This window comes from Novipirellula herctigrandis (assembly GCA_007859835.1).
Lineage (GTDB): Bacteria > Planctomycetota > Planctomycetia > Pirellulales > Pirellulaceae > Novipirellula_A > Novipirellula_A herctigrandis.
The window spans coordinates 744,888-767,527 of record SJPJ01000002.1 but is presented as its reverse complement, the minus strand read 5'-3'; the positions used below and the strand labels follow the sequence as shown (position 1 = coordinate 767,527).

Sequence of the window (22,640 nt, the reverse complement as noted above, 5' to 3'; positions counted from 1 at the left end):
CTTTTTGTTCGCAACCTTTCCCTATCCCTTTTCACTTTTTTTCTCGGCCATTGCCACCGTGATTGCCCCGAATCGTGCTTCCCAGCTGCCTGACGACCAGCGAATCGTAATCACTGGTATTGGTCTTACTGCGCCTAACGGCAACGATTGGGCTACTTACCGCGACGCGCTTTTGAAATGCCGCAGCGGCGTTCAACCGTACGAGATCCGCTATTTTGGCAAGACACTTGCGGGAATCTGCGATTTCGATGCTAAACGCTACCAATCCAAAAAAGACGTTCGTCGCGGCACGCGTGCTGGAAGCGTCGGCGTTTATGCTGCCAACGAAGCGGTCAAGCACAGCGGAATCGACTGGGAAAACGTCGATAGGTCGCGGGTGGGGATTTATGTGGGTGTGACTGAGCACGGTAACGTCGAAACCGAAAACGAGATCTATATTATCAAAGGATTTGACTACGACACCAGTTGTTGGTCGCATCATCACAATCCTCGGACGGTCGCAAATAATCCAGCGGGTGAGATCGCGTTGAATATGGGGATTACCGGCCCGCACTATACGATTGGAGCCGCCTGTGCTGCTGGCAACGCGGGGCTAATCCAAGGGGCTCAGATGCTTCGGCTTGGCGAATGCGATGTTGCGATTGCCGGCGGGACGAGCGAGAGCATTCATACGTTTGGCATTTTTGCCAGTTTCAACAGTCAAAACGCATTAGCCACCCATGAGGATCCTACTGCTGCATCGCGTCCGTTCGACATCAACCGCAACGGGATTGTTGTTGCCGAAGGAGGCTGTCTCTACACGCTTGAACGATACAGCGATGCGAAGGCACGCGGAGCAGAAATCTATGGCGAGTTGGTGGGCTATGCGATCAATACGGATGCCACCGATTTCGTGCTGCCTAACCCGGAGCGACAAGCCCAATGTGTCAACATGGCATTGAAGCGTGCGGGATTATCTGCGGACCAAATTGACATCGTCAGTACGCACGCCACGGGGACGAGCAGCGGTGACACGCAAGAATGCAAAGCCCTCCGCGAAGTTTTTGGCCAAGCGCCATCGGTCAAGATTAACAACACCAAAAGTTATATCGGACATGCGATGGGTGCGGCCGGTTCACTCGAACTTGCAGGCAACCTGCCGTCATTCCGTGACCATGTTGTCCACCCGACGATCAACGTCGACGAGCTTGACCCCGACTGCGCCTTGACTGGTTTGGTTATCAACGAGCCGCAGGAAGTTGCTCAAGTCGATTACATCCTGAACAATTCTTTCGGCATGTTGGGGATCAATTCGGTCGTCATCATTGGCCGAATTTAAGCTCTCCTTTTTCCAATTAACGATTCCGCGTTTTCGCTGCGAATCCCATCCTTTTGATACCCTGAGTTAACTGAGCAAATGACGCCTGCTGAAATCCGCGAAGAGATCCTTGACATTCTTGAAGATATCTCTCCCGACGATGATATGGAAAACCTTGATGATGAAAAGTCGTTTCGAGACCAATTGGAACTCGATAGCATGGACTTTTTGGATATCGTGATGGAATTACGTAAACGCCACCGCGTGCAAATTCCAGAGGAAGATTACGGCCATTTGGCAAGTATGAATTCGACAGTGACTTACCTCGAACCTAAAATGAAAGACATCGTTAAGAGCTAGTCTTGCAGGTTTGCTGGGCCTTTTCGAACACCTTTCAATTAGTCAACCACCTTTGTACGACACGATTATCATCGGTGCGGGGATGAGTGGTTTAGCCGCTGGGATTCGGCTAGCCCATTTCGACCAACGCGTCTGCATTCTCGAACGCCATTACACCATCGGTGGCCTTAATTCGTTCTACCGACTTGGTGGACGCGACTACGATGTTGGTTTGCATGCGATGACCAACTTTGCGAGCAAAGGGACGAAAAAAGGCCCGCTGGCAAAACTGATTCGCCAGCTGCGTTTCCGCTGGGAGGACTTTAAGTTGGCCGAACAGGTCGGTTCGTCCATCCGGTTTCCCGACGTATCGCTCGATTTTGACAACGACTTTGGACTGCTTGAACAAGAAGTCGCGGAAAAGTTCCCCAGCCAAATTGATGGCTTTCGCAGTCTATGCGCCGCCCTGCTCGATTACAGTGACATGGACGGTGATGACGCTAGTTTCATGCACTCCGCTCGTGAAGTGATGGCCAACCACATCACCGATCCCTTGTTGATCGAAATGTTGCTCTGTCCGCTCATGTGGTACGGCAACGCTCGCGAAGATGATATGGATTTTGGCCAGTTTTCGATCATGTTCCGCGCCTGTTATCTTGAAGGTTTCGGTCGTCCGTTCAAAGGCGTCCGGGTGATCCTGAAAAATTTGGTTCGCAAGTTTCGTGGTCTCGGGGGTGAGTTAAAACTTCGCAGCGGTGTATCGCGGATCCATGTGGAAGACGGCCGAGCGGTCGGCGTGGTGCTCGACGATGGAACCGAATTGCGAGCCAAACGTGTCCTGTCGTCGGCGGGGAATGTTGAGACGCTTCGTATGTGTGACGACATCAGCGAAGTCGACGTAGCGAGAGCCGGGAAGTTGTCGTTCATTGAATCGATTTCTGTTCTGGATCAATTACCCAAAAACATTGGCTTCGACCGCACCATTGTGTTCTACAACGATAGTGAAAGGTTTCACTGGAAACGTCCCGAGCATGCTCTTTGTGATGCACGAACCGGCGTGATTTGTTCCCCCAATAATTACATTTTTGATGCCGACGAGGGGCAATTGCCCGACGGCGTGATCCGTATCACCACCTTGGCCAATCACGACCGGTGGTGCGGTTTGAGCGAAGATAAGTATCGGGCCGAGAAGATGATCCAATATGATGCGGCGGTTGAATCCGCAGTCCGGTTTATGCCCGATTTTCGGCGGCATGTGATCGACACCGATGTTTTTACACCCAAAACCATTCGGCGATTCACTTGGCACGACAACGGTGCCGTCTACGGAGCGCCCGACAAGCAACTCGACGGGACCACGCATTTGCCGAACCTGTTTTTGTGCGGAACTGACCAAGGATTTGTCGGCATTGTTGGTGCGATCCTAAGCGGCATCAGTATGGCCAATCGGCATTGTTTGCAGCCTTAACCTTTTGTTTTCACGGTGAAGCAACGTCCAGCGGTCGAAATGCCAATGGATTCCTACGCGTGTTAATAAATCATACGAAATCCAAGGGTGGTGTTCGGCGGGCCGTGTATCGCTGAGAATTGGGGCAGTTCATTATTTCGACCGCCCTTTTTCTCTGTTGCTATGCATTCGTCATCTGATCCATCTCTCTCTTCGTTCGCCGACGTTTTGGCGAAGATTCCGTCGACCAACCATTGGCACTACGACGTTTCATCGAACCGACCGCAAATCGTCGACATCCCCGCTGCTGTTCGGGTTGCGTTGCGAACGCCTACCGATTTTCCGCCGCTTTCGGCGGCCATCGCGCCCGGGGATCGAGTCGCGTTAGCGGTCGATCCAAATGTTCCCGACATTGTTGAAGTGGTTCGCGGCGTGCTGTTGGAAATTGACGAATCCGAAGGAGATGTCGTCGATATCGTCCTCTGGGATGAGGCAACCGATGTAACGGTTCGTTTGCTAGAAGCGGAGTTTGAAAACATTGCAGCGGTGACTCGTCATGATAGTCACAATCGTGAATCCCTACGTTACCTTGGCGTCGATAACGAATCTGAACCCGTCTACCTCAACCGGCTCGTTGTTGATGCTGACCTTGTGTTGCCAATCGTTAGCGCACGACCGTGGGATGCGGCAGCCGGAAATGAACTCAGTGGCGTCTATCCAATATTGGCCGATTCAAATACACGGATTCGTCACCAAGTTTCGTTATACCAACCACAGGATAAAAAGAAGGCTTCCAATGAGTCCCATATCGGTTGGATGCTAGGGGTCCAGTTGATGATGGCGGTCGCAGCAAACGAAGACGGTACCGCGGGTGCGATTTTTGCGGGAACGCCCGATGCGATTCGTCGTTCGTTCGATCAGCCACGTCAAGCCAATGATGAATTTCCACCTGCTGCTCCCCTTGTGATTGCTTCGATAGAAGGTTCCGACCAACAACAAACCTGGGGCAATCTCGCGCGCGCTGTTGCTGTCGCGGCAACGCACGTTGCTGCTGGTGGGACACTTTTGCTTTGGACGCAAATCAAAACGCCACCGAGTGACCGGTTGGTTCACCGAATGAACACGGATGGGGAAGGGATTGATGACGGGATCGAAAACGTCGAATCAGGCGACGGGTTCATTCTATGGGATGACTCTTTGGCGATAGCGAAAGTGATGGATCGTGTCGGGTGCGAGCATCGTCTACTGCTACATAGCAAGCTCGATAGTGAAGTGGTCGAATCGCTTGGTATTGGTGCTGTGGAATCGATTGCTGGACTCGATCGGCTCACCGGTTCCTTTGAGTCGTGTGGCACGATGCGGGCAGCCCAGTTCGCAGGTGGAACCTTTGATCATTACGTATTCCAATCTTCCAATTCATCGCAAAGGGCACAGTGATGACCGAGGTCCCGATTGAGTATGCCCACAAATTCTGCCCGTTGTGCGGTGCGAAAGCAAAGAAGATTGGTAGTGTGCCGTTTCGCTGCGACGAGTGTGGGTTCGCGAATTTTTTTGGCCCTGTCGCGGCAGTCGGTGCGCTCATAACAAACGATCAAGACCAGTTGTTACTTGTTCGTCGAGCACGCGATCCAGGAAAAGGCATGTGGGGACTGCCAGGCGGTTTTGTCGATCGCGACGAGACGATCGAGAATGCGCTGGAGCGCGAAGTGCTCGAAGAGACGAAACTTCAGATTTCGAATCGCAAATTGCTAATGACCCACCCAAACCATTACCGCTACGGCGGAATTGTCGTTTCGGTGATCGATCTTTTTTTTGTTGCTAAAGTCGCCGGCGACCGATCTATCGAACTGCAAAAGAAGGAGCTCACCGAGTATCGTTGGGTCGACGCGGATTCCTCGCTTTTTGATGAGATGGCGTTTGAGTCGAACAAGATTGCGGTTCGGCGTTGGGCCAAATCAATAGGCTAATTTTTTAGCCACTCCAATCGCGACAAGCTTCGGTCTTCTTGGGATGATCGAGCCCCTCTACGTTGCGTAGCGTCGTCCTCTACGCCGTACGCTGTGATATCACCGCAAATTCACTCGTGGGTGAACCGATCTTCTCCCCAAAAAAGCCTGATCTTTTTTCGCATCGGCAGTTGCGATAAATGGGTGTCTTCGATAAAACTCGGGCTGTTGCGAGTGATTCTCAATACCAACAACGCCACTTGGCCAACCACTGCAGTGGCTTTCTAGCGAGGAATATGGGGAAATGAAGGTGTTCTTGAAAAAACAGTCGGCGTTCACGTTAGTCGAATTACTGGTCGTCATCGCGATTATTGGCATCTTGGTGGGACTGCTTCTGCCGGCGGTGCAGGCCGCTCGCGAAGCGGCGCGTCGGATGAGCTGTCAAAATAACTTGAAGCAAATTGCCTTGGCGGTGCATAACTATGAGTCGGCCAACAAGCAATTACCGGCCGCATGGTCCCCGAGTGCCATGTCCGGTGACGGATGGTCGGCGCAAGCGCGGATTTTGCCCTTCATCGAAGCGATCGCTCTCGCCTCATCGGTCAATTTTGAGGCGGGCTATGGTGCCGCAACGATCACCGTCGATGGCGAGAGCATTCCCGTGGCTAGTTATCGCGTTCCGACTTACTTGTGTCCTAGTGAAACCAACGATGTTCAGCGGTTAGGTTCAAGTGGTCCCGAAAATTATCCACTCAACTATGGATACAACGCTGGCGAATGGTTTGTCTATAATTCTCGCGATAATTCAGTCGGCGAAGGCATGTTTACTGCGAATCGATGGCTTCGGCTCAGCTCCTGTCTCGACGGTCTCAGCAACACGTTAGCTTTTGCAGAAGTCAAAGCATGGTCGCCCTATTTCCGCGATGGTGAGATCGACGGCGTAATCAATTTTCCCGCCAGCGAAGCTGGAATTTGTGATCTGGGGGTTGGATCGTTCAAGCCGAACACCGGGCACACCGAATGGGTTGACGGGCGCGTCCATCAAACGGGGTTCACAACTACGTTCACCCCCAACAAGAAAATCCTTTGCACCAAGAATGGAACTCAGTACGACGTTGACTTCACAAATTGGCGAGAAGGCAAGACTCCCTCGACCCCATCGAATCCTGCCGTTACCTATGCGGCTGTCACGTCGCGAAGTTTTCACGTCGGAGGAGTGAACGTGGCATTATTGGATGGTTCGGTTCGGTACGTGTCCGATTCGATCGAGCTAGCCATTTGGCGGGCGTTGTCCACTCGAGCGGGCCGCGAAGTGGTAGCGGTTCCGTAAGTCGATGGAGTCGGCAGGTCTCCTCCGAGTAAACCAGACACTCGAAACTCAGGCACTCGAAAGTCACGCATGGTGGGACAGCCACCGTGCTACGGTTGGTGGCGAGCTAAATTTTGGATTCCAACGCTTGCTTAGCCGCTTGCAAGAACTGCATTGCTTCGATCGGTGTCATTGAGTTGATGTCAAGTTTTTGGATATCCTCAAGCAGCGGATGGTCTGCAATACCAAACAAGGTCAGCTGATAGTGGTTTTGCTTGGAAGTACTATCCCCGGCTGCCGATATAGTTGGTCGATCGAGCGAATCGCGATGATCGACTTCAAGCTGAGCCAAGACATCCTTTGCGCGTTCGTTGACCGTCTTGGGAATACCTGCTAACCGGGCGACATGAATCCCGTAGCTCTTGTCGGCACCGCCGGAGACAATGCGGTGAAGAAACACGACTTCATCATTCCATTCTTTGACAGCGACGTTTAGGTTGGCGACGCGAGGCAATGTTTCCTCAAGCTGTGTCAGTTCGTGATAGTGAGTCGCGAACAGGGTGCGACAGCCAATCTGTTCGTGCAGATGTTCGGTGATAGCCCACGCCAAGGAGAGCCCGTCGTAGGTACTCGTTCCGCGCCCAATTTCATCCAAAATCACCAAGCTGCGTGAGGTTGCCGTATTCAAAATGCGGGCGGTTTCGACCATTTCGACCATAAAGGTACTTTGGCCACGGCTCAGTTCATCGCTTGCGCCAACACGGGCAAAGATCCGATCGGCGATCCCGATGGTTGCTTTTTCTGCTGGTACAAATGAACCTGCTTGAGCCATCAGCGTGATCAGAGCGATTTGGCGTATATATGTACTTTTGCCCGCCATGTTGGGCCCGGTGATCAGCAAGATCATGCCGGTTTCCGGTGATTGCACGCAGTCGTTGGGGACGAACTCACCTTGTGGAAGCGTCACATCCAATACCGGATGCCGGCCTGCTTCGATTCGCAAAATGGAGTCATCGGTCAATTGCGGTCGAACCCATTTCCGCACCGCCGCAATTTCGGCTAGCGCCGCCAATACGTCCAACTCTGCGATCACCATGGCGACTTCCTGCAGGATCGGCAAATGCTGATGCGTTTGTTGACGCAAATTTTGAAACAGAATTTGTTCTCGCGATGACGCTTGGTCGTCCGCCGACAACACCTTCTCTTCGTATTCTTTTAGCTCGGGCGTGATGAACCGTTCGCAATTTTTGAGGGTTTGTTTGCGAATGAAGTTGTCGGGGATTTTGTCACGTTGCGAATTGGTTACTTCGAGAAAGTATCCGAAGACTTTGTTGTAGCCGACCTTCAAGTTTTGAATGCCTGTCGACTCCATTTGCTTCTGCTGATAAGCGGCAATCCATTCCTTTCCCCCACGTGCTAAGACGCGCAGTGCATCGAGTTGCTCGTCGAACCCTTCGCGAATGAAGTTGCCATCGGAAGCGGACAACGGGCAATCGTCGGCTAATGCCCTTTCAAGATGCGATCGCAATTCAGGGCAAAGATGAAGGTGCGCTTCGACAAACCCGAGGCGTTCGGATTTGCGGTCAGTCAGTCTCGCTTTCAATTCCGGAAGATTCGCCAGTGTTCGCGCCACTTGTTGAAGGTCTCGAGGTCCCGTTCGGCCGGTTGCGATTCGAGCCATCAGCCGCGTCAGGTCGAAGGTATGACGAAGTGTTTCGCGGATGTCACCGCGAAGACGAGCATCACCAACTAATTCGGAAACCGCGTCCAGGCGTGATTCAATTCGCTCGTGATCAATCAGAGGAGCGGCGATCCAATCCGCCAAAAGCCGGGCACCCATTGGGCTGCAAGTTCGATCGATCACACCGAGGAGTGACCCCTCGCGAGATCCGCTACGAATCGTACGAGTGATTTCAAGGCTGTGCCGGGTCGATGCATCGATTTGCAACACGCCGGATCGATGGTGGGCCGAGATCGACCGAAAATGGTCAAGACCACTTGGTTGAGTTTCCTGCAAATACGTCAATACAGCTCCGGCTGCTCGTATCGCCGGGGCATCCGTATCCTCAAAGCCAAAGCCTTCTAAGTTGTGGACGGAAAATTGTTTACATAGTGCATCTCGCGAGGCATCTTCAGCAAACGACCATGCAGGGCGTGACGTCCATGACCATGGCGCGGTCGTGTCGGGGCTAAAGCGAGCGTCATCTTCACGATAGATTACTTCGGCCGGCCCGATCCGAGCCAATTCATCCTCGATTCGCGATTTTTGGAATACGCCTGCTTCAAAACGGCCACTCGACAATTCTGCCCACGCGATTCCGACCATCGGCTCCGCGTTGTCTTTTGATTTCTTCTTGGGCGAAACAAGGTAGACAGCGGCAAGGTAGTTCGCTTCGCGGGGGTCGAGTAGTCCGTCGTCGGTGAGAGTCCCGGGAGTGACGAGTCGGGTGATTTCGCGGCGAACAAGTCCTTTGGCTTGTTTGGGGTCTTCGACCTGTTCGCAAACAGCCGCACGATAGCCTGCACGGATCAGCTTACTTAAATAGGAGTCGAGTTGGTGGTGAGGGAAACCCGCCATGGCAGTCGGGTTCTCAGCGTCTTTATCGCGGCTTGTAAGTGTTAAGCCAAGAATTTTCGAGGCGACCTTTGCGTCGTCCAAAAACAATTCGTAAAAGTCGCCCATGCGGAAAAAGAGCAATGCGTCGCCGCAAGCTGCTTTGGCTTCATGGTATTGCTTCATCATCGGTGTCATGACGCAAATCCTAACGACAGGACGGCGAGACGAAAAGTCATCCGGAGGATGAATCGAAGCAGTTTGCTCGGTGCCGGATGCTAAGTGAACCGGTTGAGACACTTTTGGGGGTTAGCGAAACTACAACTGAGAATAGGCTTTTGGCACCAGAATAAACTTGTCGATATGGCTGACGGTCCCCCGGTACTTCGCCACTTTGCTAAGGACTTTCCAGTCGGGGTGACTGCGAAACGTATCCCACGCTTTTAGACGGGCGTCTTCGCTGGGGTACAACGTCAAATACGTCAAGCTCGGCGTTTGAGGACCGACGACACATTGACCGATGAAAATTGGCTGAATACCACTGTCGAGAAAAATCGGTACTTCACCCGAATTGAACATATCAACTTTCAAATTCCCCATTCGTTCGTTGGGGCTTTCGTAAAGTCGCAATTCGTAGACACGATCGGCGTTATCGAGTGTTCCACCAGGTACCGCGAGGAGCGGCATACAGTCCATCGCCGAGAGTAGTTCGCTATTGATTCGATCGTACGGCGGATTCGATGGTTCGCGGTCTAAGTACAATTTCGCATCCGCGGCATACTGCGAATCCGAAAGAAGTGCACTGCCAACCGAAACGACTTGGTTTGCATCGGTGTAAGGAATCACGACGACTATACGTTTGCTGTTGTTTTCGTCATTGTTGGCGTTCTCGAAAACGCCAATCGGACCGATCCCTTGGCGATCCAACGCCGGAATTAATGCGTCGCGAAGATAGGAATCGATCGCCGTAGCGTCACCTTTTTCTCCTAACAAGTAGGAGCGAACTTCGTAGATTTGTGGGCCCGGCTCAGCTGCGCAAGCGACCTGGGAACTGCACACAACCATGACGGGAACGAAAGCGAAAAGAAGGGCAAGGTATCTCATCCTGCGGATCCGGGTGTTAGGGGGAGAGGGAGGGGGCGGTCGAACGGCGATGTCCGAGCCAATGATATTCGAACCCACCCGTCAATCAATATAGTGGAGCAAAAACGGTTGATGGTGCGATTCGCGGGTGACACCGACAATATTCTCCTTGGTGCCACAATTCGATCTGATTGTGGCGTCAAGGTTTCCCGAAAATTTGCATTGCCTTCGGAAGGCCCCTACAATCGCGTCACGAAGCTTTGATGACTCCCATGAATTACCGACAAGAGCCTACTCGCCATGAATGATTCCAACAAAGTCGATTTCGAGGAAGTCCAAACCGAGCTAACTCCCCCGGAAACCTATGCTTCGCATTTGATCGAATGGGCGGTGGAACGCCACGCCAGCGATCTGTTTGTCTCGGATTTGGAAGACGTCGTGCGGATCTCCGTTCGCCGCATGGGCCATATCGAGCCGGTGCGCCGATTGGCTCGCGAGTACGGACGGCGGTTACAGGCGCACCTGCGAATTCTTGGTGGAGGTGACTCGGGGGATATGATTCGCCCGTCCGAAGGTCGTGGATTTGTGACAACACCAAGTGGTAGTGTTGTTGATCTTCGAATGAGCTGCATTCCGACGCTGTTCGGCCACGATGTCGCGCTCCGATTGTTCGATCCCGTTCGAGGAGCTCGGTCGATCGATTCGCTTGGTTACGACGCGGTAGAGCTGGAGGCTATTCGCAAGTTAGTCCGTCGCCCTTCGGGGTTGATCTTGGTGGCCGGTCCGGTCGCCAGTGGCAAGTCCAGCACGCTCTATGCGATCGTGGATGAACTCAATGACGGAACTCGCAAGATCCATACGCTAGAGGATCCAATTGAACATTCGATTGACGGCGTGATGCAGTCGCAGGTGAACTTGAAACTGGGGCTCGACTTTGCCGATCTTTTGTCAGTCGTCTTGCGCCACAGTCCGAATGTGATCATGATCGGTGAAATTCGCGACCCACGAACTGCGGCGGCTGCAGTTCGTGCGGGGGCCAGCGGCCAATTGGTGTTGGCAACCATTCATGCTAAGACGGCCCCGGATGCCATTGATTCGATGATGCAATATGAGGCAAATCCGAAATTCCTGGCAAGCTCACTTATTGGTGTGCTCAATCAAAGATTGGTTCGCCAGCTCTGTCCAAAGTGTCGCGAGCCGGTAAGCCTGCCTGAGATCAAAGTTCGCCCAGAGATCATTGAACGTCTTGGGCACGAGCCGACAAACCAGTGGCGCGCAATAGGATGCAACGATTGTTTCGATGATGGTTATCAATCGCTGACCACGCTCACCGAACTGATGCTGATCGATGATGAACTTTCCGAGGGAATCTCATCTAATTTGCCCACGCATGAGATTGGTCGAATCGCGTGTGCCGGTGGGATGCTCAGCCTAGAAGATATGGCGAGTTTGAGAGTCCTTCGTGGCGAAACGACTAGCTACGAAGCGAACCGAGTCGTCGCTAATCCAACGCTCGCCTATCTAGCACACGAACTTGCCTAGTCGATCTCGGCACAATCTTTCCTGGCACTCAAAAAAGGCACCTTGCGTTTGATTCTCGAGTCTGTGTCGATGGTGGATTGAAGCGTGAGTCGAACCAGCCATGGCTGTCGTTTGTGACTGAAATTGCAATCACGGAACGTGCGTAACCGATCATCGACTTCTATACAAAAAGAGCCGGGTTGCGAAACGACCCGGCTCTTTGAAATGGTGTGCCAAAAGGACGCTTACTTCCGTCGACGACGGGAAGCGACTAGACCTAGCGATCCAAGCCCAAGAAGAGCAAAGGTGCTTGGTTCCGGAACTGCGGTGACGGAGACGACGACGTTGTCGATCAATACGCGATTAGTCGTAGTCGCGGCGGTTGCATCAGCATTTGCCCAAAGGGCAAAACCGTCGATTACTGTCGAGCCAGCCCCAGCACCACCGCCGCCGGGAAAGCTCATTGCTTGGGCAAAGACAGTTTGGGTCCCGTCAACAAAAACATCAATCACGCCGGCTGCACTCGTTGTTGTTCCATCTGCTCCATCTCCCACAGCGGTTAGTGTGGCGACAATATCGAAGTGTGCCGCGGTACCGAAATTCCAGTCGGTGCCAACGGATGTCCCACCGGAACTAAATGTTCCGGTCCCGATATCAGTGTAATCGAGGTTGCCTGTATCCCCACTGGCGACAGCCCGCAAATAGGTTGGAAAGGCAGCAGCTGAGGCAGCATATAGATCAAAAGAGAACGTGACCGGAGTGTTTAGCCCAACATCTGGAACGGGAGCTGAATGGTCCATAAAACTAAACCCAGCTGTGGTTCTCGAAAAATCCAAATATTGGCTAGCGGCCCCGAATTCAGTGCCGGACCCGATAGATGCTTGGCTGATGTTCCCAGACGCACCACCCCCCCAGTTGCCCGTCGGACCGTTCAAGGTATTCAGTGCGGTACCAACGGTGCCACCTTCGAAGTCTTCGGTGTACACAATCGCAGCCGATGCAGACTGACTCAACGCGAAGCAGGCGAGTGCTGCTGATACTGCTAATCGTTTTATGTTTCTCATGAAATGTTCCTTTTGGGGGCAAGTTGCTTGGGGGCAAGGTGCTCGCTAAATAACGTGCTCGCTAAATATCGTGCTTGCTAAATATCGGCGTTTCCCCACGAGGTGGGACACGGCGAGAATTAGAGCTGATGACAGGCTTTTATTGTCATATAAAATAACCAGAGGTGGGGTTTGGGGCAACCTGAGTTAAATGGAATTACGAAAATAAGCAGCGAGGCCGTCAGGCAGATTCCTACGCGAAGTGAGATTGATGATGTCGCACCGGTCGTGAAATCACGGCCAAAAAAGGGCCCTTTGGTGTCACTGCTGGGTGCACCATGCGAATAAACAAACGACTTGGCAGACGGCTGAAGATTAACAACCGCAGCTTACTTATCGCTTTCGCTCTCAATGCCAATGCGCATGATGGTCACCGACCGAGCCGGGAAAAGTTTGTCAAATTCTGTGGCGGCTTCGGAAAAATCGCTCTTCTCGGGCGCGATGTTGTGGGGATTCGCGAAGCTGTTTTCGTCATCGAAACTTGGCGAACTCATTGTCCAAACCTTCGCTTCCGGTTGGACGACTTGGGCTCCGTCCAACTTGATCGTCGTCTTGATTGAATTGGAGCTGACGTTGACGACTTTCAAGATTAGCTCTTTGTTGTCCTTGGTACGGCTGGCGACTGCGTAAAGGGGCCGGAGCGTCTTTTGAGTCGCTTCGTGGATCTTCTTGCCATCGAGCCAACATGTCACTTGTTTGTCTCTTAACTCGACGCGGATGTCATACCAACGACCGGTTTCAATGTTCATCGGAACCCGTTCGCCGTCCCCTAATCCTTCCAGTGCGGAAGCGGTGTTGCCCCAACCACCAATGTTCCACCAGTGCTTTTCAGCTTCGTTTTGATGTTGGAACATAATCAAAAAACCTTCGTTGCCGGAAAGCTTACGGGCCTTAAGCGACAACGTGTAATCGTTCCAGGATGCAGTTCCAACCATGGCGCGGACATTATCGGCCATGCTTGTTTGACGCAGGACACCCTCGGTCGCTTCCCATTGACCGCTCGGCATCCGCCACCGGTCGGTTGACCCCGTGCTGAAATCGCTCTGAAAAAGCGTCTTTCCATCTTTTGTCACTTGAATGTCTTTGAACTCGGCTTGAGTGATCCACGTTCCAACCCCGACATATCCGGCTCGTGCTTCCTCTTCCATCTCATCCACTTTTAATTCGCTCGGACAAATGACATCGCCGCGATGATTAGCAAACAGAGCCTGGACGTGGTAACTGGGGGTGCCGTACGAGCGGGCTTGGTCGAACACAATCGCGTCTGGGCTCCACCGTCGCCAATCCGGATTGACGAACAACGGCGCGTAGGACGACATCACGACATGATCGGAATTTCGTTCCAACCCCGTCATGTAGGCGGCTTCACCGAGCGCTGCGATGAGGTTTCCTTGTCCACAACCTTGCGTCACTGCGTATTCTCCGACGTAGATCCTTGCATCACTGCGATCATAAGCGTCGTGCATGTCCGCGTGTTCGATAAAGAACCGCGGCGTGTTGTAGTAGTGCTCGTCAATGATATCGAGTGGATAACTATCAGGGATAACGCCCCAATCACATGCAATCAATTGTATGTCGGGGTGTTTTTTTCTAATTGCTTTACTGAACAACGCATAGCGTTCTTCGTAGAGTGGGCCGCCGTTCTCATTGCCGATTTGAAGGTAGTTCATTTTAAAGGGTTCTGGATGACCTGCTTCGGCACGCAAGGCGCCCCACTTGGAAGTGACTGGGCCACGTGCGTACTCGATTAGATCCAATGCGTCGTGAACAAACTCATCCATCTTGTCCATCGGTATCGAATCCTTGTGAGCCATCCCACAATTGATCACATAGAGCGGTTCGGCATCGAGGTCTTCGCACCACTGCAAGAATTCATGAACACCGAAGCCACCGGTAGTTTGGTAACCCCAAATGCACCAATTTCCTTTGCGCTGAGCGACATCGCCAATGGTGTCCTTCCATCGAACCGCACTGGCCATCGTGTCCCCTTCTACAAAGCAGCCGCCTGGAAAACGGACGAAGCTTGGATTCATGTTGGCGACCATCTCTGCCAAATCGGTTCGCATTCCGTGATTTTTCCATGTTTGTTTTGGAAACAACGAAACCATGTCAAGCCAAAGAGTCCCGGATCCTTGTGTTTGTAACACCAAACGTCCAACTAAGTCCTCGTCTTTGGACGTTAGTTCGAGTTCCATCTTTTTCCAAGTGCCGCTTATCTCGGTGACCGTTTGTTCGGCGAGCAAGCTTCCGGTGCTGCTTTCAAGTCTGGCATGCAAAGCTTCGGATAACTTTTCGCCACGTATATAAAGGCTCAAACGGTAGGATTCACCACTACGGATTGCCAAGCCAGCGTCTTTGAAACCAGCGTTAGAGACCCCGCCGCCTTCTTCTGGAATGTCGACGCGTAGCGCCGTCGGATTGCGTGAGTTAAGAGGCAACGATTGATCAAGGCTTAGCGTTCCCTTGCCGAGCGAGGACCATGAAGTCGGTTTTTCTTTATCGTCTTCAAACGATCGGTTTTCGATCATTTCGCCATACAAGCCACCATCGCCAGCCCGATTGATTTCCTCAAAAAAGATGCCATAAAGCGTGGGGCTAATCGTCGCCCTACTTTGGTCAACGTGCACGGTCAGCGAGGCGTCATTGGCAAAAGCCGATTGAGCGACAATCAAAAGCAAGGCAGTTGCCAACCATTTTGATCTCAGACAGGGCATCAGCGGGATTCCAAGTTGTGGGGCAGAAACGGCGGGAAGGACTTACCTCGACCGGCACAAATCGCCGCCGAAGAGGGTGCCTGATTCTAGCAAGATGATTTTGCTGCGTTACTTGTTATTTTGTTGGGATTGCCCTGATTTTGTCCGGTAGAACAAAACCGCCAAGTTCACCATAATCTTGTCGCGACGGCTTTTCTCCAAGGCTTCGGATACTACTCGACAATACTCAACACAATGGAATTCCCAATGCTCGACTGGATTACTTCGCTAAACGGATTTCAAGGGATTTTCGCTGTCGCTGACGCGTTGCCCGCTGTTGCTCTTAGCGATGCGGGTTCCGCAACCGAGATGCCTGTGGAGACCTTCTTTTCACTTCACGGGTTGTTCACGCTTGGGATGTTGGTGCTGCTGCAGGTGGTCCTCGGATTCGATAACCTGCTTTACATTTCGATCGAAAGCAAACGTGTCGAAGAGGAGAAGCAGTCGTTAGTACGAAAGCTTGGGATCGGATTGGCGATTGTTTTTCGGATTATTCTTTTGTTCGTGGTCGTTCATTTGATCGAATTGCTTGAGGATCCTTTTTACAATATCACCAGCCACTTTATGGACGCGAAAATCTCGGGGCACAGCCTGATCGTAGTCTTTGGCGGCGCGTTTATTTTGTGGACGGCGATCAAAGAGATTTACCACCTGTTAGCAATCCACGAACTGGGAGACGGGTCGAAAAGCAAAGAAAAACAAACGGTGGGAAAGACCGTTTCGCTAATCGTCTTGATGAACTTGGTTTTCTCGTTCGATTCGATTTTAAGTGCGATGGCTCTGACAAAAAACTTTGCGATCATGGCAACGGCAATCATTATCAGTGGAGTGTTGATGATTTGGTTGGCCGACCATGTGGCTGAATTCTTGAAAAAGAATCGAATGTACGAAGTGCTTGGACTCTTTATTTTGTTCATCGTCGGCATCATGCTGACCAGCGAAGGAGGGCATTTGGCACACCTGCATCTATTCGGCCACGCGGTGACGCCGATGGCCAAGAGTACTTTCTACTTTGTTTTGGCCGTGTTGATCGTGGTCGACGTGGTTCAAAGCCGCTATCAAAAACGGCTGCTGGCTGAACAAGCTGCCCAGCAAAAAGGGATCGCTTGATCCGGTTGGTAGGAATACCAAAAAGAAAACCCCGCAAAACACAGGGGAAAACAATGTTTCGCCAGTGTTTTACGGGGCATACCGGTTTCGGGGCATCCGGTAGCGGAGGGCACGAGACTCGAACTCGCAGCCCCTTGCGGGGTACCTCAGTTCCAATGAGGCCGCTCACCAATTCGCTTACCCTCCGATCTTGAATTGTTATTTTGCCCTCGATTGCACTTTGTCGCAACGGGACGTCTTTTCGTGTAGAAAATTAGGGTGACTCGCAGAAGGTTCCCATGTTGAAATGGGAAGTTTCTGCCACTTCGCCTACGAAAAATCGGAATAGGAATCTGTACCGTGGAAAACGCAGCGATCGCCGACATCTTTGACGAAATGGCGGATTTGATGGAATTTCGCAGCGAAAATCCGTTTCGAATTCGTGCTTACCGTGGCGGAGCCCAAGCGATTCGCGATCTGGATGAACCGGTTGCTGCAATCGCCAAAGACTCAGGCCGGAACCTCGCGGACTTACCAGGAATCGGCAAGACACTTGCTGAAAAAACTCTGACACTTTTGGAAACCGGCAAGTTACCCCAATTGGAAGAACTTCGCAGGGCCGTTCCTGTGGTGGTCGTTCAAATGGCTCGGATTCCCGGGCTAGGGGCAAAGAAAGCAGCCAAATTAAACGAAAGGCTCACCATTGAATCGCTTGACGATTTAAAGAAAGCCTGCCAGGAAGGGCTTGTCGCCAAAATTAAAGGGTTTGGGAAAAAGACCGAAGCGGCAATCCTCGATGGGTTGTCAATCGCTAAGCAAGCGTCCGAGCGAATCTACTGGGCCAAGGGCGATGAATTGGCCACGGTGATTGGCGAATACATGAGGCAATGCAAAACGATCTCGCAGATGGAGTGGACGGGTAGCTACCGTCGCGGTCGTGAAACGATTGGCGACTTGGACTTGTTAGTGGTCGCGAAAGACCGGACTGCGGCGATGGATCACTTCGAAGCATTCCCTGGGCGATCGCAAACGATCGTCCGCGGCGAAACCAAAATTTCAATCCGCGTCGCGGGTGCCTTCCAAGTCGACATGCGGCTCGTCGAAGCAAACCAATTTGGTGCCGCTCTTCAATACTTCACTGGCTCACAATCCCACAACGTGCATCTTCGTCGAATCGCCAAAGACCATGGGCTAAAGATCAACGAGTACGGCGTCTTTCGCGTTGACGATGAAAACCAGGTCGCCAATGAACCGATTGCAGGCAAAACCGAACAGGAAGTCTACGGGGCGGTCGGACTGTCGTGGATTGCGCCGGAGCTGCGAGAAGATCGAAACGAGTTTGAGTGGGCTACGAAGAACAAATTTCCCGAATTGATCGAAATGTCCGATGTCGTCGGGGACTTGCACATGCACACCACTGCGACCGATGGAACTGCGACGATTCGTGAAATGGCTGATGCCGCGATCGAGCGAGGCCTAAAGTACATCGCTATCACTGACCATAGTAAGCGAGTGGCGATGGCATCCGGCTTGGACGAAGAACGAGTGAGAGCCCAATGGAATGCGATCGATTCGCTTCGTAGTGAGTACGACGGTCGGTTGGTGATTTTGAAAGGAATTGAGTGCGATATCTTAGAGAAAGGGGGGATGGATTTGTCCGATGATTGTCTGGCGGAAGCTGATTGGGTTTTGGCGAGTGTTCATTACGGACAAAAACAGCCTCGAGACCAAATTACCGAACGGATCCTTGGCGCAATCGAGAATCCGCATGTCGACTGTATCGCTCATCCGACGGGACGGCTGATCAATCGCCGTCCGCCGTATGAAGCGGATATGGAAATGATTATGAAAGCGGCGAAAGCGAATCGAACCATGATGGAGCTGAATGCGAACCCCGCCCGGTTGGATTTGAACGACATTCACTTAGCAGCTGCTAAGCGTCACGGCATTCCGATCGTGATAAGCACCGACGCGCATTCGACTGACGGTCTGGTGGTGATGAAATATGGCATCAAGCAAGCACGCCGCGGCGGACTGACCAAAGGCGATGTTGCTAACACGCGGTCGTGGGAACAAATGAAGGGTCTTCAGTAACCGAGCGTTCCCCGCCCCTATTCGTAGAGATCGCAGAGCGCTGGTTCGAGTTTTGGATACTGAAATTCAAACCCGGCACTCGCAAGACGCTCCGATACAACGTACCGGCCATAGAGTGCCAATTCAGGATCGGTTCGCAGGATCAACCGAGCACCGATGCGTACCATCCATTCGTATGCCGGAAGGCCGATCGGCATCTTGATGGCTTGACGAAGCGTGCGCATGAATTCGACCTGCGAGACAGGATTCGGTGACGATGCGATGTAGGCTCCGGACATTGTGTTGTCGGTGATTGCTTTGGCGAATAGCCGAATCAAGTCGGCCTCATGAATCCAACTCATGCCTTGAGTGCCACTACCGACACGACCACCTAACCCGACTCTTGCCAGCATCCCAAGCGTTGCAAGTGCTCCACCACCCGCGCCACGATCGCGTCCAATTACGAAGCTGGTCCGCATCACGACACCTCGTTGTTTCGGCAGCAAATTTTCAGCAAATGCGGCCTCCCATGCTCGAGCGATTGTGGGTGCGAATCCAATTCCTTCGGCTGAGCTTTCCGAGCAAACTAAACTTGGTGGATCTCCGTAGAGATGCGCCGTACTCATTTGTACCCATACCGGCGGTGGCGACGTGACATTGCGCATTGCAGCGCCGAGCACCTGAGTCGATTCGACTCGCGACCGAAGTATTTCATCCTGATGATCCGGAGTCTTGATACAGTTGACGGTTCGCCCAACAAGATTCACGACCGCATCGGCGTTATCAAGAACATCCGTCCAAGGGCCGATCGTTCGGGCATCCCAGACGTGATGCGACCAGACGCCATCGCCCTTGGGAACCGATCGCGAAAGTAGGGATACGGATGCCCCGGCGGAGATGAAGGACTCCGCCATTGCAAGGCCCAAGAAGCCGCTGCCGCCGGCGATGACGATCCGTTTTCCGAATAAGTCTGACATGATTACGTTATACTCACCTCCGTTGAGATCGGTTCAGTGCGACTACGACCAATAGACCGCAATCTCGTGAAGCCCCTAACCGCATCGAAAGGGAATCTCGAGAATTTGAACTTCGTCTTACGTTCTTGCGACTTTGAACGCGGCACCTTTCCGACGCAATGACCGAAAATCAAAATCCTTATCAACCGCCGAATGACGTTGATCCGTATGAAAATTGGTGGTCGAAGCTTCGAAAGCATTTCCAACACGCACCGGTCAAGCCGCCACCCAATTTTGCGGAAGGTCACGCGATCATTTGTGACGGACTTGCGTTCTTTATTGACCCCGATGACGCATCGGTTTTGTATGCAGCGTCACCCTCGGTGAACACTAGCGACGAGCGCATGGATTTAATCGTTCGCGAAGCCGTTCGCGTCTTACCAATCTTCTTGGCTGACTATCCAGCGGTCCTGCCGATCATCTTGGGACGAAAGCTTATCGTTCGAATGATCCGTCGTTACCAAGACAAGCAAGCAGAGTATATCCGTCAGGTTCAGTTGGACGCGAAAGTGGGCGACATGTGACCTCGGAGCAGCAGGGGGATTCCGTCTTGAGGAAGGGGGGTTCGATTCGTTCTTCAGGGGGTGGGTGGGTGTCTTTTGGGGAGGTTGCGCGGCATCTGTGGACGCTATCGGTCAATCTCCATCAAATTTTGGTTGTTACTGCTTTCCCTTCCTCGTCCTGCCCCTTTCGATCGTCTCAGCCAGTAAAATCGACCTAAACTACCCCGCTTTCCTCAATATGGCGTTTTCATTTCTTGATGAATGGTCAGTCTGCGATTATCGTCAAGGGAAAGCTGCGGTGACGCTGCGCTACGATCCACTTTTCGCCATAGAAGCTCCACTGGCCGACTGATGAAAAAAACGACCCGTTTTCTGCTTATTTTGTCTCTTTTCGCGGTGATGACCTCGACGGTCCGCACGGCTTCTGCACAACTATTTGGGCAACCAATTGCGGGTGTGGACGTTGACGCCAAAGGGATTTTGCAATTTCGCCAATTCGACCCGCGGCTTGCCCAACAGCGATTTGCGGAAGCTCGCATGCGAGCCGACAGCGAGATCATGCAGCCGAGTCTGCTTCGCAAGGTTTCGCTAAATCGGCTCGAGGCCGAGCTTGCGAAACAATTGGAAGCAGGCGGCACGATTTCGGACGACATGAAGGCACTCGCTGGACTGACCTCGATCGACTTCGTCTTTTACTATCCTGATACCAAAGACATCGTCCTAGCGGGGCCAAGTGAAGGCTTCGTGGCGGATCCGACAGAGCGTTTTGTTGGCATTCAAACAGGTCGTCCGACCGTATTGCTTGAGGACGTTGTCACAGCGATGCGAGCGTATGCTCCGAATTCAAAACCGACTTCGGTCATTAGCGTCTCCATCGATCCAACGCCCGAGGGGCTTCAACGGATGCAACGGTTCTTGGCATCGTTCGGCGGTCACGCTCAACGAGGCGACACCCAGCGAGTCGCGATGGGATTAAAGAATAACCTTGGTTTACAAACGGTCACGTTCAAAGGCATCCCTAATACCTCTCATTTTGCTCGTGTACTTGTCGAAGCCGATTACCGAATGAAACTTGTCGGCATCGGTCTTGAACGACTCCCTGTTCGTGTGATGAGTTACGTCGAACGAGCGAATCCGCACACGATTGCTGCAAGTGCTTTGACACGATGGTATTTCCAACCCAACTATGACGCGATCTCGGTCAGCGAAGATGGTTTGGCGATGAAGATCAACCAGCGAGGTGTCGAGCTAGTGGGTGAAAACGAACGCGTGATCAATGGCGCACGAACTCGAGCGGCCGGAAAACCGAATCGTGCCAGCGAAGCGTTTTGCAGTGACTTTACGAAAGCGTTTCCCAAGATCGCCGAGCAAGTTCGTGTCTACGCAGAGTTAGGGCAATTGATCGACGTTGCTGTAGCAGCAGCCTATATCCACGAGCAAGATTTCTATGGCCAAGCGGATTGGGCGATGCCCGTGTTCTCGGACGAGTCGAAGGTAGCGGTGGAAACCTATAATGCACCGGAACAAGTTGAAACGGCTGTGAATGCGATTTGGCGTGGAAACACATTGATGACCCCGCTTGGTGGTGGCGTTCATATTTCGCCTCGTACGGCGCTCAAATCCGAGCACGTCACGAAAGACACCGACGGAATGGTCGGCAAGACGAAAAGCGAAGCGGGGCCGTCACATCTGAAAGACGGTCAATGGTGGTGGGATTGATCCCCACCGGTTTGTGAGCTTCATTTCTCGACACGTTTGCTGAATTTTACGCTTCGGAGCGGACCTGCTTATACTAGTAACGTCGCTAATCATTGACGTTATTGGGGAAGGGTCTGCATGAATCGGCCAAACGAGCTGCGTTTGCCAAACGATGAATGTCGTTTGGTCGTGATTCAGGACCAGCATCAACAGTGTCCTTATATTCCACAGGCCACCGCTCGCATGCCCCTGCGATTGCCGGTTGGTTCGGTCACGCCCGAAGTCATGGACCGTATGTTGTCGATGGGCTTTCGCCGTAGCGGCAGCTTTGCCTACAAAACTGAGTGTCCTGGTTGCGATGAATGCAAGCCAACGCGAGTGATCGTGGCTGATTTTCATTGGACCAAATCTTTCAAACGAGTCCTTCGGCGTGGCGACAGAGATTTGGAGTGTCGCTTCGATCACCCATGTGTGGATGCACAAAGGGTGGAAATGTTCAACGAGCACCGACGCTTGCGTCATCTGGGGTTTTCGGACGAACCGATCGAAGAAGACTCCTACAGAGCCTTTCTGTGGGAGTCGTTTTGTGACACGCGTGAGTTGTCGATTTATCTTGATGGCCGATTAGTGGCGGTCTCGATTTTTGATGTTGGACGACAAAGTGCCTCGGCGGTTTATACCCATTTTTGTTGCGAGGCAAGCTGGTACAGCCTTGGGACCTATGCGGTGCTCAAGCAAATGCGATGGGCGGCCGAAAATGGGCGTCGCTATCTCTATTTAGGCATGTATGTCACCGAAAACCGCCATCTAAACTACAAAGCACGCTACCTACCTCAGCAACGCTTGATCGATGACAAGTGGGTCGATTTTAGCTAGGATGACGCGTCACGTTTTCCTGCACGCTTCACG

The 22,640-nt window shown here is 52.4% G+C and carries 17 protein-coding genes and 1 tRNA gene; 12 read left to right on the top strand and 6 right to left on the bottom strand.

The window, feature by feature from the left end; translation table 11 throughout:
* The first annotated feature begins 58 nt into the window (after nucleotides 1–58).
* The 6 genes from CA13_RS33765 to CA13_RS33740 all read left to right on the top strand — a co-directional run bounded on the left by CA13_RS33765 (nucleotide 59) and on the right by CA13_RS33740 (nucleotide 6,359).
* The gene (locus tag CA13_RS33765) at nucleotides 59–1,318 is read left to right on the top strand and encodes a beta-ketoacyl-[acyl-carrier-protein] synthase family protein (protein ID WP_146404511.1); all 1,260 of its coding nucleotides are present in this window, start codon (nucleotides 59–61) and stop codon (nucleotides 1,316–1,318) included.
* Nucleotides 1,319–1,396: 78 nt separating this feature from the next.
* Nucleotides 1,397–1,657: an acyl carrier protein gene (locus CA13_RS33760; RefSeq protein ID WP_146404509.1), complete on the top strand. Its 261-nt coding sequence runs from the start codon at nucleotides 1,397–1,399 to the stop codon at nucleotides 1,655–1,657.
* A gap of 52 nt (nucleotides 1,658–1,709) precedes the next feature.
* Complete coding sequence (locus tag CA13_RS33755; RefSeq protein WP_146404507.1) at nucleotides 1,710–3,104, top strand: phytoene desaturase family protein; 1,395 nt, start codon at nucleotides 1,710–1,712, stop codon at nucleotides 3,102–3,104.
* A gap of 162 nt (nucleotides 3,105–3,266) precedes the next feature.
* The gene (locus CA13_RS33750) at nucleotides 3,267–4,520 is read left to right on the top strand and encodes a nickel-dependent lactate racemase family protein (protein ID WP_146404505.1); all 1,254 of its coding nucleotides are present in this window, start codon (nucleotides 3,267–3,269) and stop codon (nucleotides 4,518–4,520) included.
* Nucleotides 4,520–5,050 carry an NUDIX domain-containing protein gene (locus tag CA13_RS33745; protein ID WP_146404503.1) on the top strand — a complete coding sequence of 177 codons (531 nt, stop codon included), beginning with the start codon at nucleotides 4,520–4,522 and terminating at the stop codon, nucleotides 5,048–5,050. Before CA13_RS33750 ends, CA13_RS33745 begins: the two co-directional genes overlap by 1 nt.
* 283 nt (nucleotides 5,051–5,333) lie before the next feature.
* Complete coding sequence (locus CA13_RS33740) at nucleotides 5,334–6,359, top strand: DUF1559 domain-containing protein (RefSeq protein WP_146404502.1); 1,026 nt, start codon at nucleotides 5,334–5,336, stop codon at nucleotides 6,357–6,359.
* Between the two features lie 106 nt (nucleotides 6,360–6,465).
* Here the strand turns inward: CA13_RS33740 and mutS are convergent, their stop codons facing one another.
* Together mutS and CA13_RS33730 are read right to left on the bottom strand one after the other, a co-directional pair.
* Entirely contained in the window at nucleotides 6,466–9,090 is a 2,625-nt protein-coding gene (gene mutS / locus CA13_RS33735; RefSeq protein ID WP_146404500.1) for a DNA mismatch repair protein MutS, read from the bottom strand.
* A 120-nt stretch (nucleotides 9,091–9,210) separates the two neighbouring features.
* Complete coding sequence (locus CA13_RS33730; RefSeq protein ID WP_146404498.1) at nucleotides 9,211–9,996, bottom strand: NIPSNAP family protein; 786 nt, start codon at nucleotides 9,994–9,996, stop codon at nucleotides 9,211–9,213.
* 279 nt (nucleotides 9,997–10,275) lie between these two features.
* Here CA13_RS33730 and CA13_RS33725 point away from each other — a divergent pair, with 279 nt between their 5' ends.
* Complete coding sequence (locus tag CA13_RS33725; protein ID WP_146404496.1) at nucleotides 10,276–11,517, top strand: GspE/PulE family protein; 1,242 nt, start codon at nucleotides 10,276–10,278, stop codon at nucleotides 11,515–11,517.
* Between the two features lie 224 nt (nucleotides 11,518–11,741).
* Here the strand turns inward: CA13_RS33725 and CA13_RS33720 are convergent, their stop codons facing one another.
* On the bottom strand, nucleotides 11,742–12,560 hold the full coding sequence (locus tag CA13_RS33720; RefSeq protein ID WP_146404494.1) for a PEP-CTERM sorting domain-containing protein: 819 nt from the start codon (nucleotides 12,558–12,560) through the stop codon (nucleotides 11,742–11,744).
* 368 nt (nucleotides 12,561–12,928) lie between these two features.
* The gene (locus tag CA13_RS33715) at nucleotides 12,929–15,313 is read right to left on the bottom strand and encodes an alpha-L-arabinofuranosidase C-terminal domain-containing protein (RefSeq protein ID WP_146404492.1); all 2,385 of its coding nucleotides are present in this window, start codon (nucleotides 15,311–15,313) and stop codon (nucleotides 12,929–12,931) included.
* Between the two features lie 246 nt (nucleotides 15,314–15,559).
* On the opposite strand from CA13_RS33715, the gene CA13_RS33710 reads away from it, so the two are divergent.
* Complete coding sequence (locus CA13_RS33710; RefSeq protein WP_473087526.1) at nucleotides 15,560–16,462, top strand: TerC family protein; 903 nt, start codon at nucleotides 15,560–15,562, stop codon at nucleotides 16,460–16,462.
* 103 nt (nucleotides 16,463–16,565) lie between these two features.
* On the opposite strand, the gene CA13_RS33705 is transcribed toward CA13_RS33710, so the two are convergent.
* Nucleotides 16,566–16,648, bottom strand: a tRNA-Ser gene (locus tag CA13_RS33705).
* Nucleotides 16,649–16,801: 153 nt separating this feature from the next.
* On the opposite strand from CA13_RS33705, the gene polX reads away from it, so the two are divergent.
* Nucleotides 16,802–18,535 (top strand): DNA polymerase/3'-5' exonuclease PolX, encoded by a 1,734-nt coding sequence (gene polX, locus CA13_RS33700; protein WP_146404490.1) that lies wholly within the window; start codon nucleotides 16,802–16,804, stop codon nucleotides 18,533–18,535.
* Between the two features lie 17 nt (nucleotides 18,536–18,552).
* Here the strand turns inward: polX and CA13_RS33695 are convergent, their stop codons facing one another.
* Nucleotides 18,553–19,491 carry an epimerase gene (locus CA13_RS33695; RefSeq protein ID WP_146404488.1) on the bottom strand — a complete coding sequence of 313 codons (939 nt, stop codon included), beginning with the start codon at nucleotides 19,489–19,491 and terminating at the stop codon, nucleotides 18,553–18,555.
* A 158-nt stretch (nucleotides 19,492–19,649) separates the two neighbouring features.
* Between CA13_RS33695 and CA13_RS33690 the strand changes: the two genes are divergently transcribed.
* The 3 genes from CA13_RS33690 to CA13_RS33680 all read left to right on the top strand — a co-directional run bounded on the left by CA13_RS33690 (nucleotide 19,650) and on the right by CA13_RS33680 (nucleotide 22,607).
* Nucleotides 19,650–20,054: a hypothetical protein gene (locus tag CA13_RS33690; protein ID WP_146404486.1), complete on the top strand. Its 405-nt coding sequence runs from the start codon at nucleotides 19,650–19,652 to the stop codon at nucleotides 20,052–20,054.
* 330 nt (nucleotides 20,055–20,384) lie between these two features.
* Nucleotides 20,385–21,752, top strand: a complete 1,368-nt coding sequence (locus tag CA13_RS33685) for a DUF1598 domain-containing protein (protein ID WP_146404484.1) — start codon at nucleotides 20,385–20,387, stop codon at nucleotides 21,750–21,752.
* Between the two features lie 117 nt (nucleotides 21,753–21,869).
* Nucleotides 21,870–22,607: an arginyltransferase gene (locus CA13_RS33680; protein WP_146404482.1), complete on the top strand. Its 738-nt coding sequence runs from the start codon at nucleotides 21,870–21,872 to the stop codon at nucleotides 22,605–22,607.
* The last annotated feature ends 33 nt before the right edge of the window (nucleotides 22,608–22,640 follow it).

Excerpts from the sequence above, each read along its gene's own strand:
- CA13_RS33760 (WP_146404509.1), top strand. The coding sequence starts at position 1,397 with ATGACGCCTGCTGAAATCCGCGAAGAGATCCTTGACATTCTTGAAGAT.
- CA13_RS33750 (WP_146404505.1), top strand. The coding sequence starts at position 3,267 with ATGCATTCGTCATCTGATCCATCTCTCTCTTCGTTCGCCGACGTTTTG.
- CA13_RS33745 (WP_146404503.1), top strand. The coding sequence starts at position 4,520 with ATGACCGAGGTCCCGATTGAGTATGCCCACAAATTCTGCCCGTTGTGC.
- CA13_RS33740 (WP_146404502.1), top strand. The coding sequence starts at position 5,334 with ATGAAGGTGTTCTTGAAAAAACAGTCGGCGTTCACGTTAGTCGAATTA.
- mutS (WP_146404500.1), bottom strand. The coding sequence starts at position 9,090 with ATGACACCGATGATGAAGCAATACCATGAAGCCAAAGCAGCTTGCGGC.
- CA13_RS33730 (WP_146404498.1), bottom strand. The coding sequence starts at position 9,996 with ATGAGATACCTTGCCCTTCTTTTCGCTTTCGTTCCCGTCATGGTTGTG.
- CA13_RS33725 (WP_146404496.1), top strand. The coding sequence starts at position 10,276 with ATGAATGATTCCAACAAAGTCGATTTCGAGGAAGTCCAAACCGAGCTA.
- CA13_RS33720 (WP_146404494.1), bottom strand. The coding sequence starts at position 12,560 with ATGAGAAACATAAAACGATTAGCAGTATCAGCAGCACTCGCCTGCTTC.
- CA13_RS33715 (WP_146404492.1), bottom strand. The coding sequence starts at position 15,313 with ATGCCCTGTCTGAGATCAAAATGGTTGGCAACTGCCTTGCTTTTGATT.
- CA13_RS33710 (WP_473087526.1), top strand. The coding sequence starts at position 15,560 with ATGCTCGACTGGATTACTTCGCTAAACGGATTTCAAGGGATTTTCGCT.
- CA13_RS33695 (WP_146404488.1), bottom strand. The coding sequence starts at position 19,491 with ATGTCAGACTTATTCGGAAAACGGATCGTCATCGCCGGCGGCAGCGGC.
- CA13_RS33690 (WP_146404486.1), top strand. The coding sequence starts at position 19,650 with ATGACCGAAAATCAAAATCCTTATCAACCGCCGAATGACGTTGATCCG.
- CA13_RS33685 (WP_146404484.1), top strand. The coding sequence starts at position 20,385 with ATGAAAAAAACGACCCGTTTTCTGCTTATTTTGTCTCTTTTCGCGGTG.
- CA13_RS33680 (WP_146404482.1), top strand. The coding sequence starts at position 21,870 with ATGAATCGGCCAAACGAGCTGCGTTTGCCAAACGATGAATGTCGTTTG.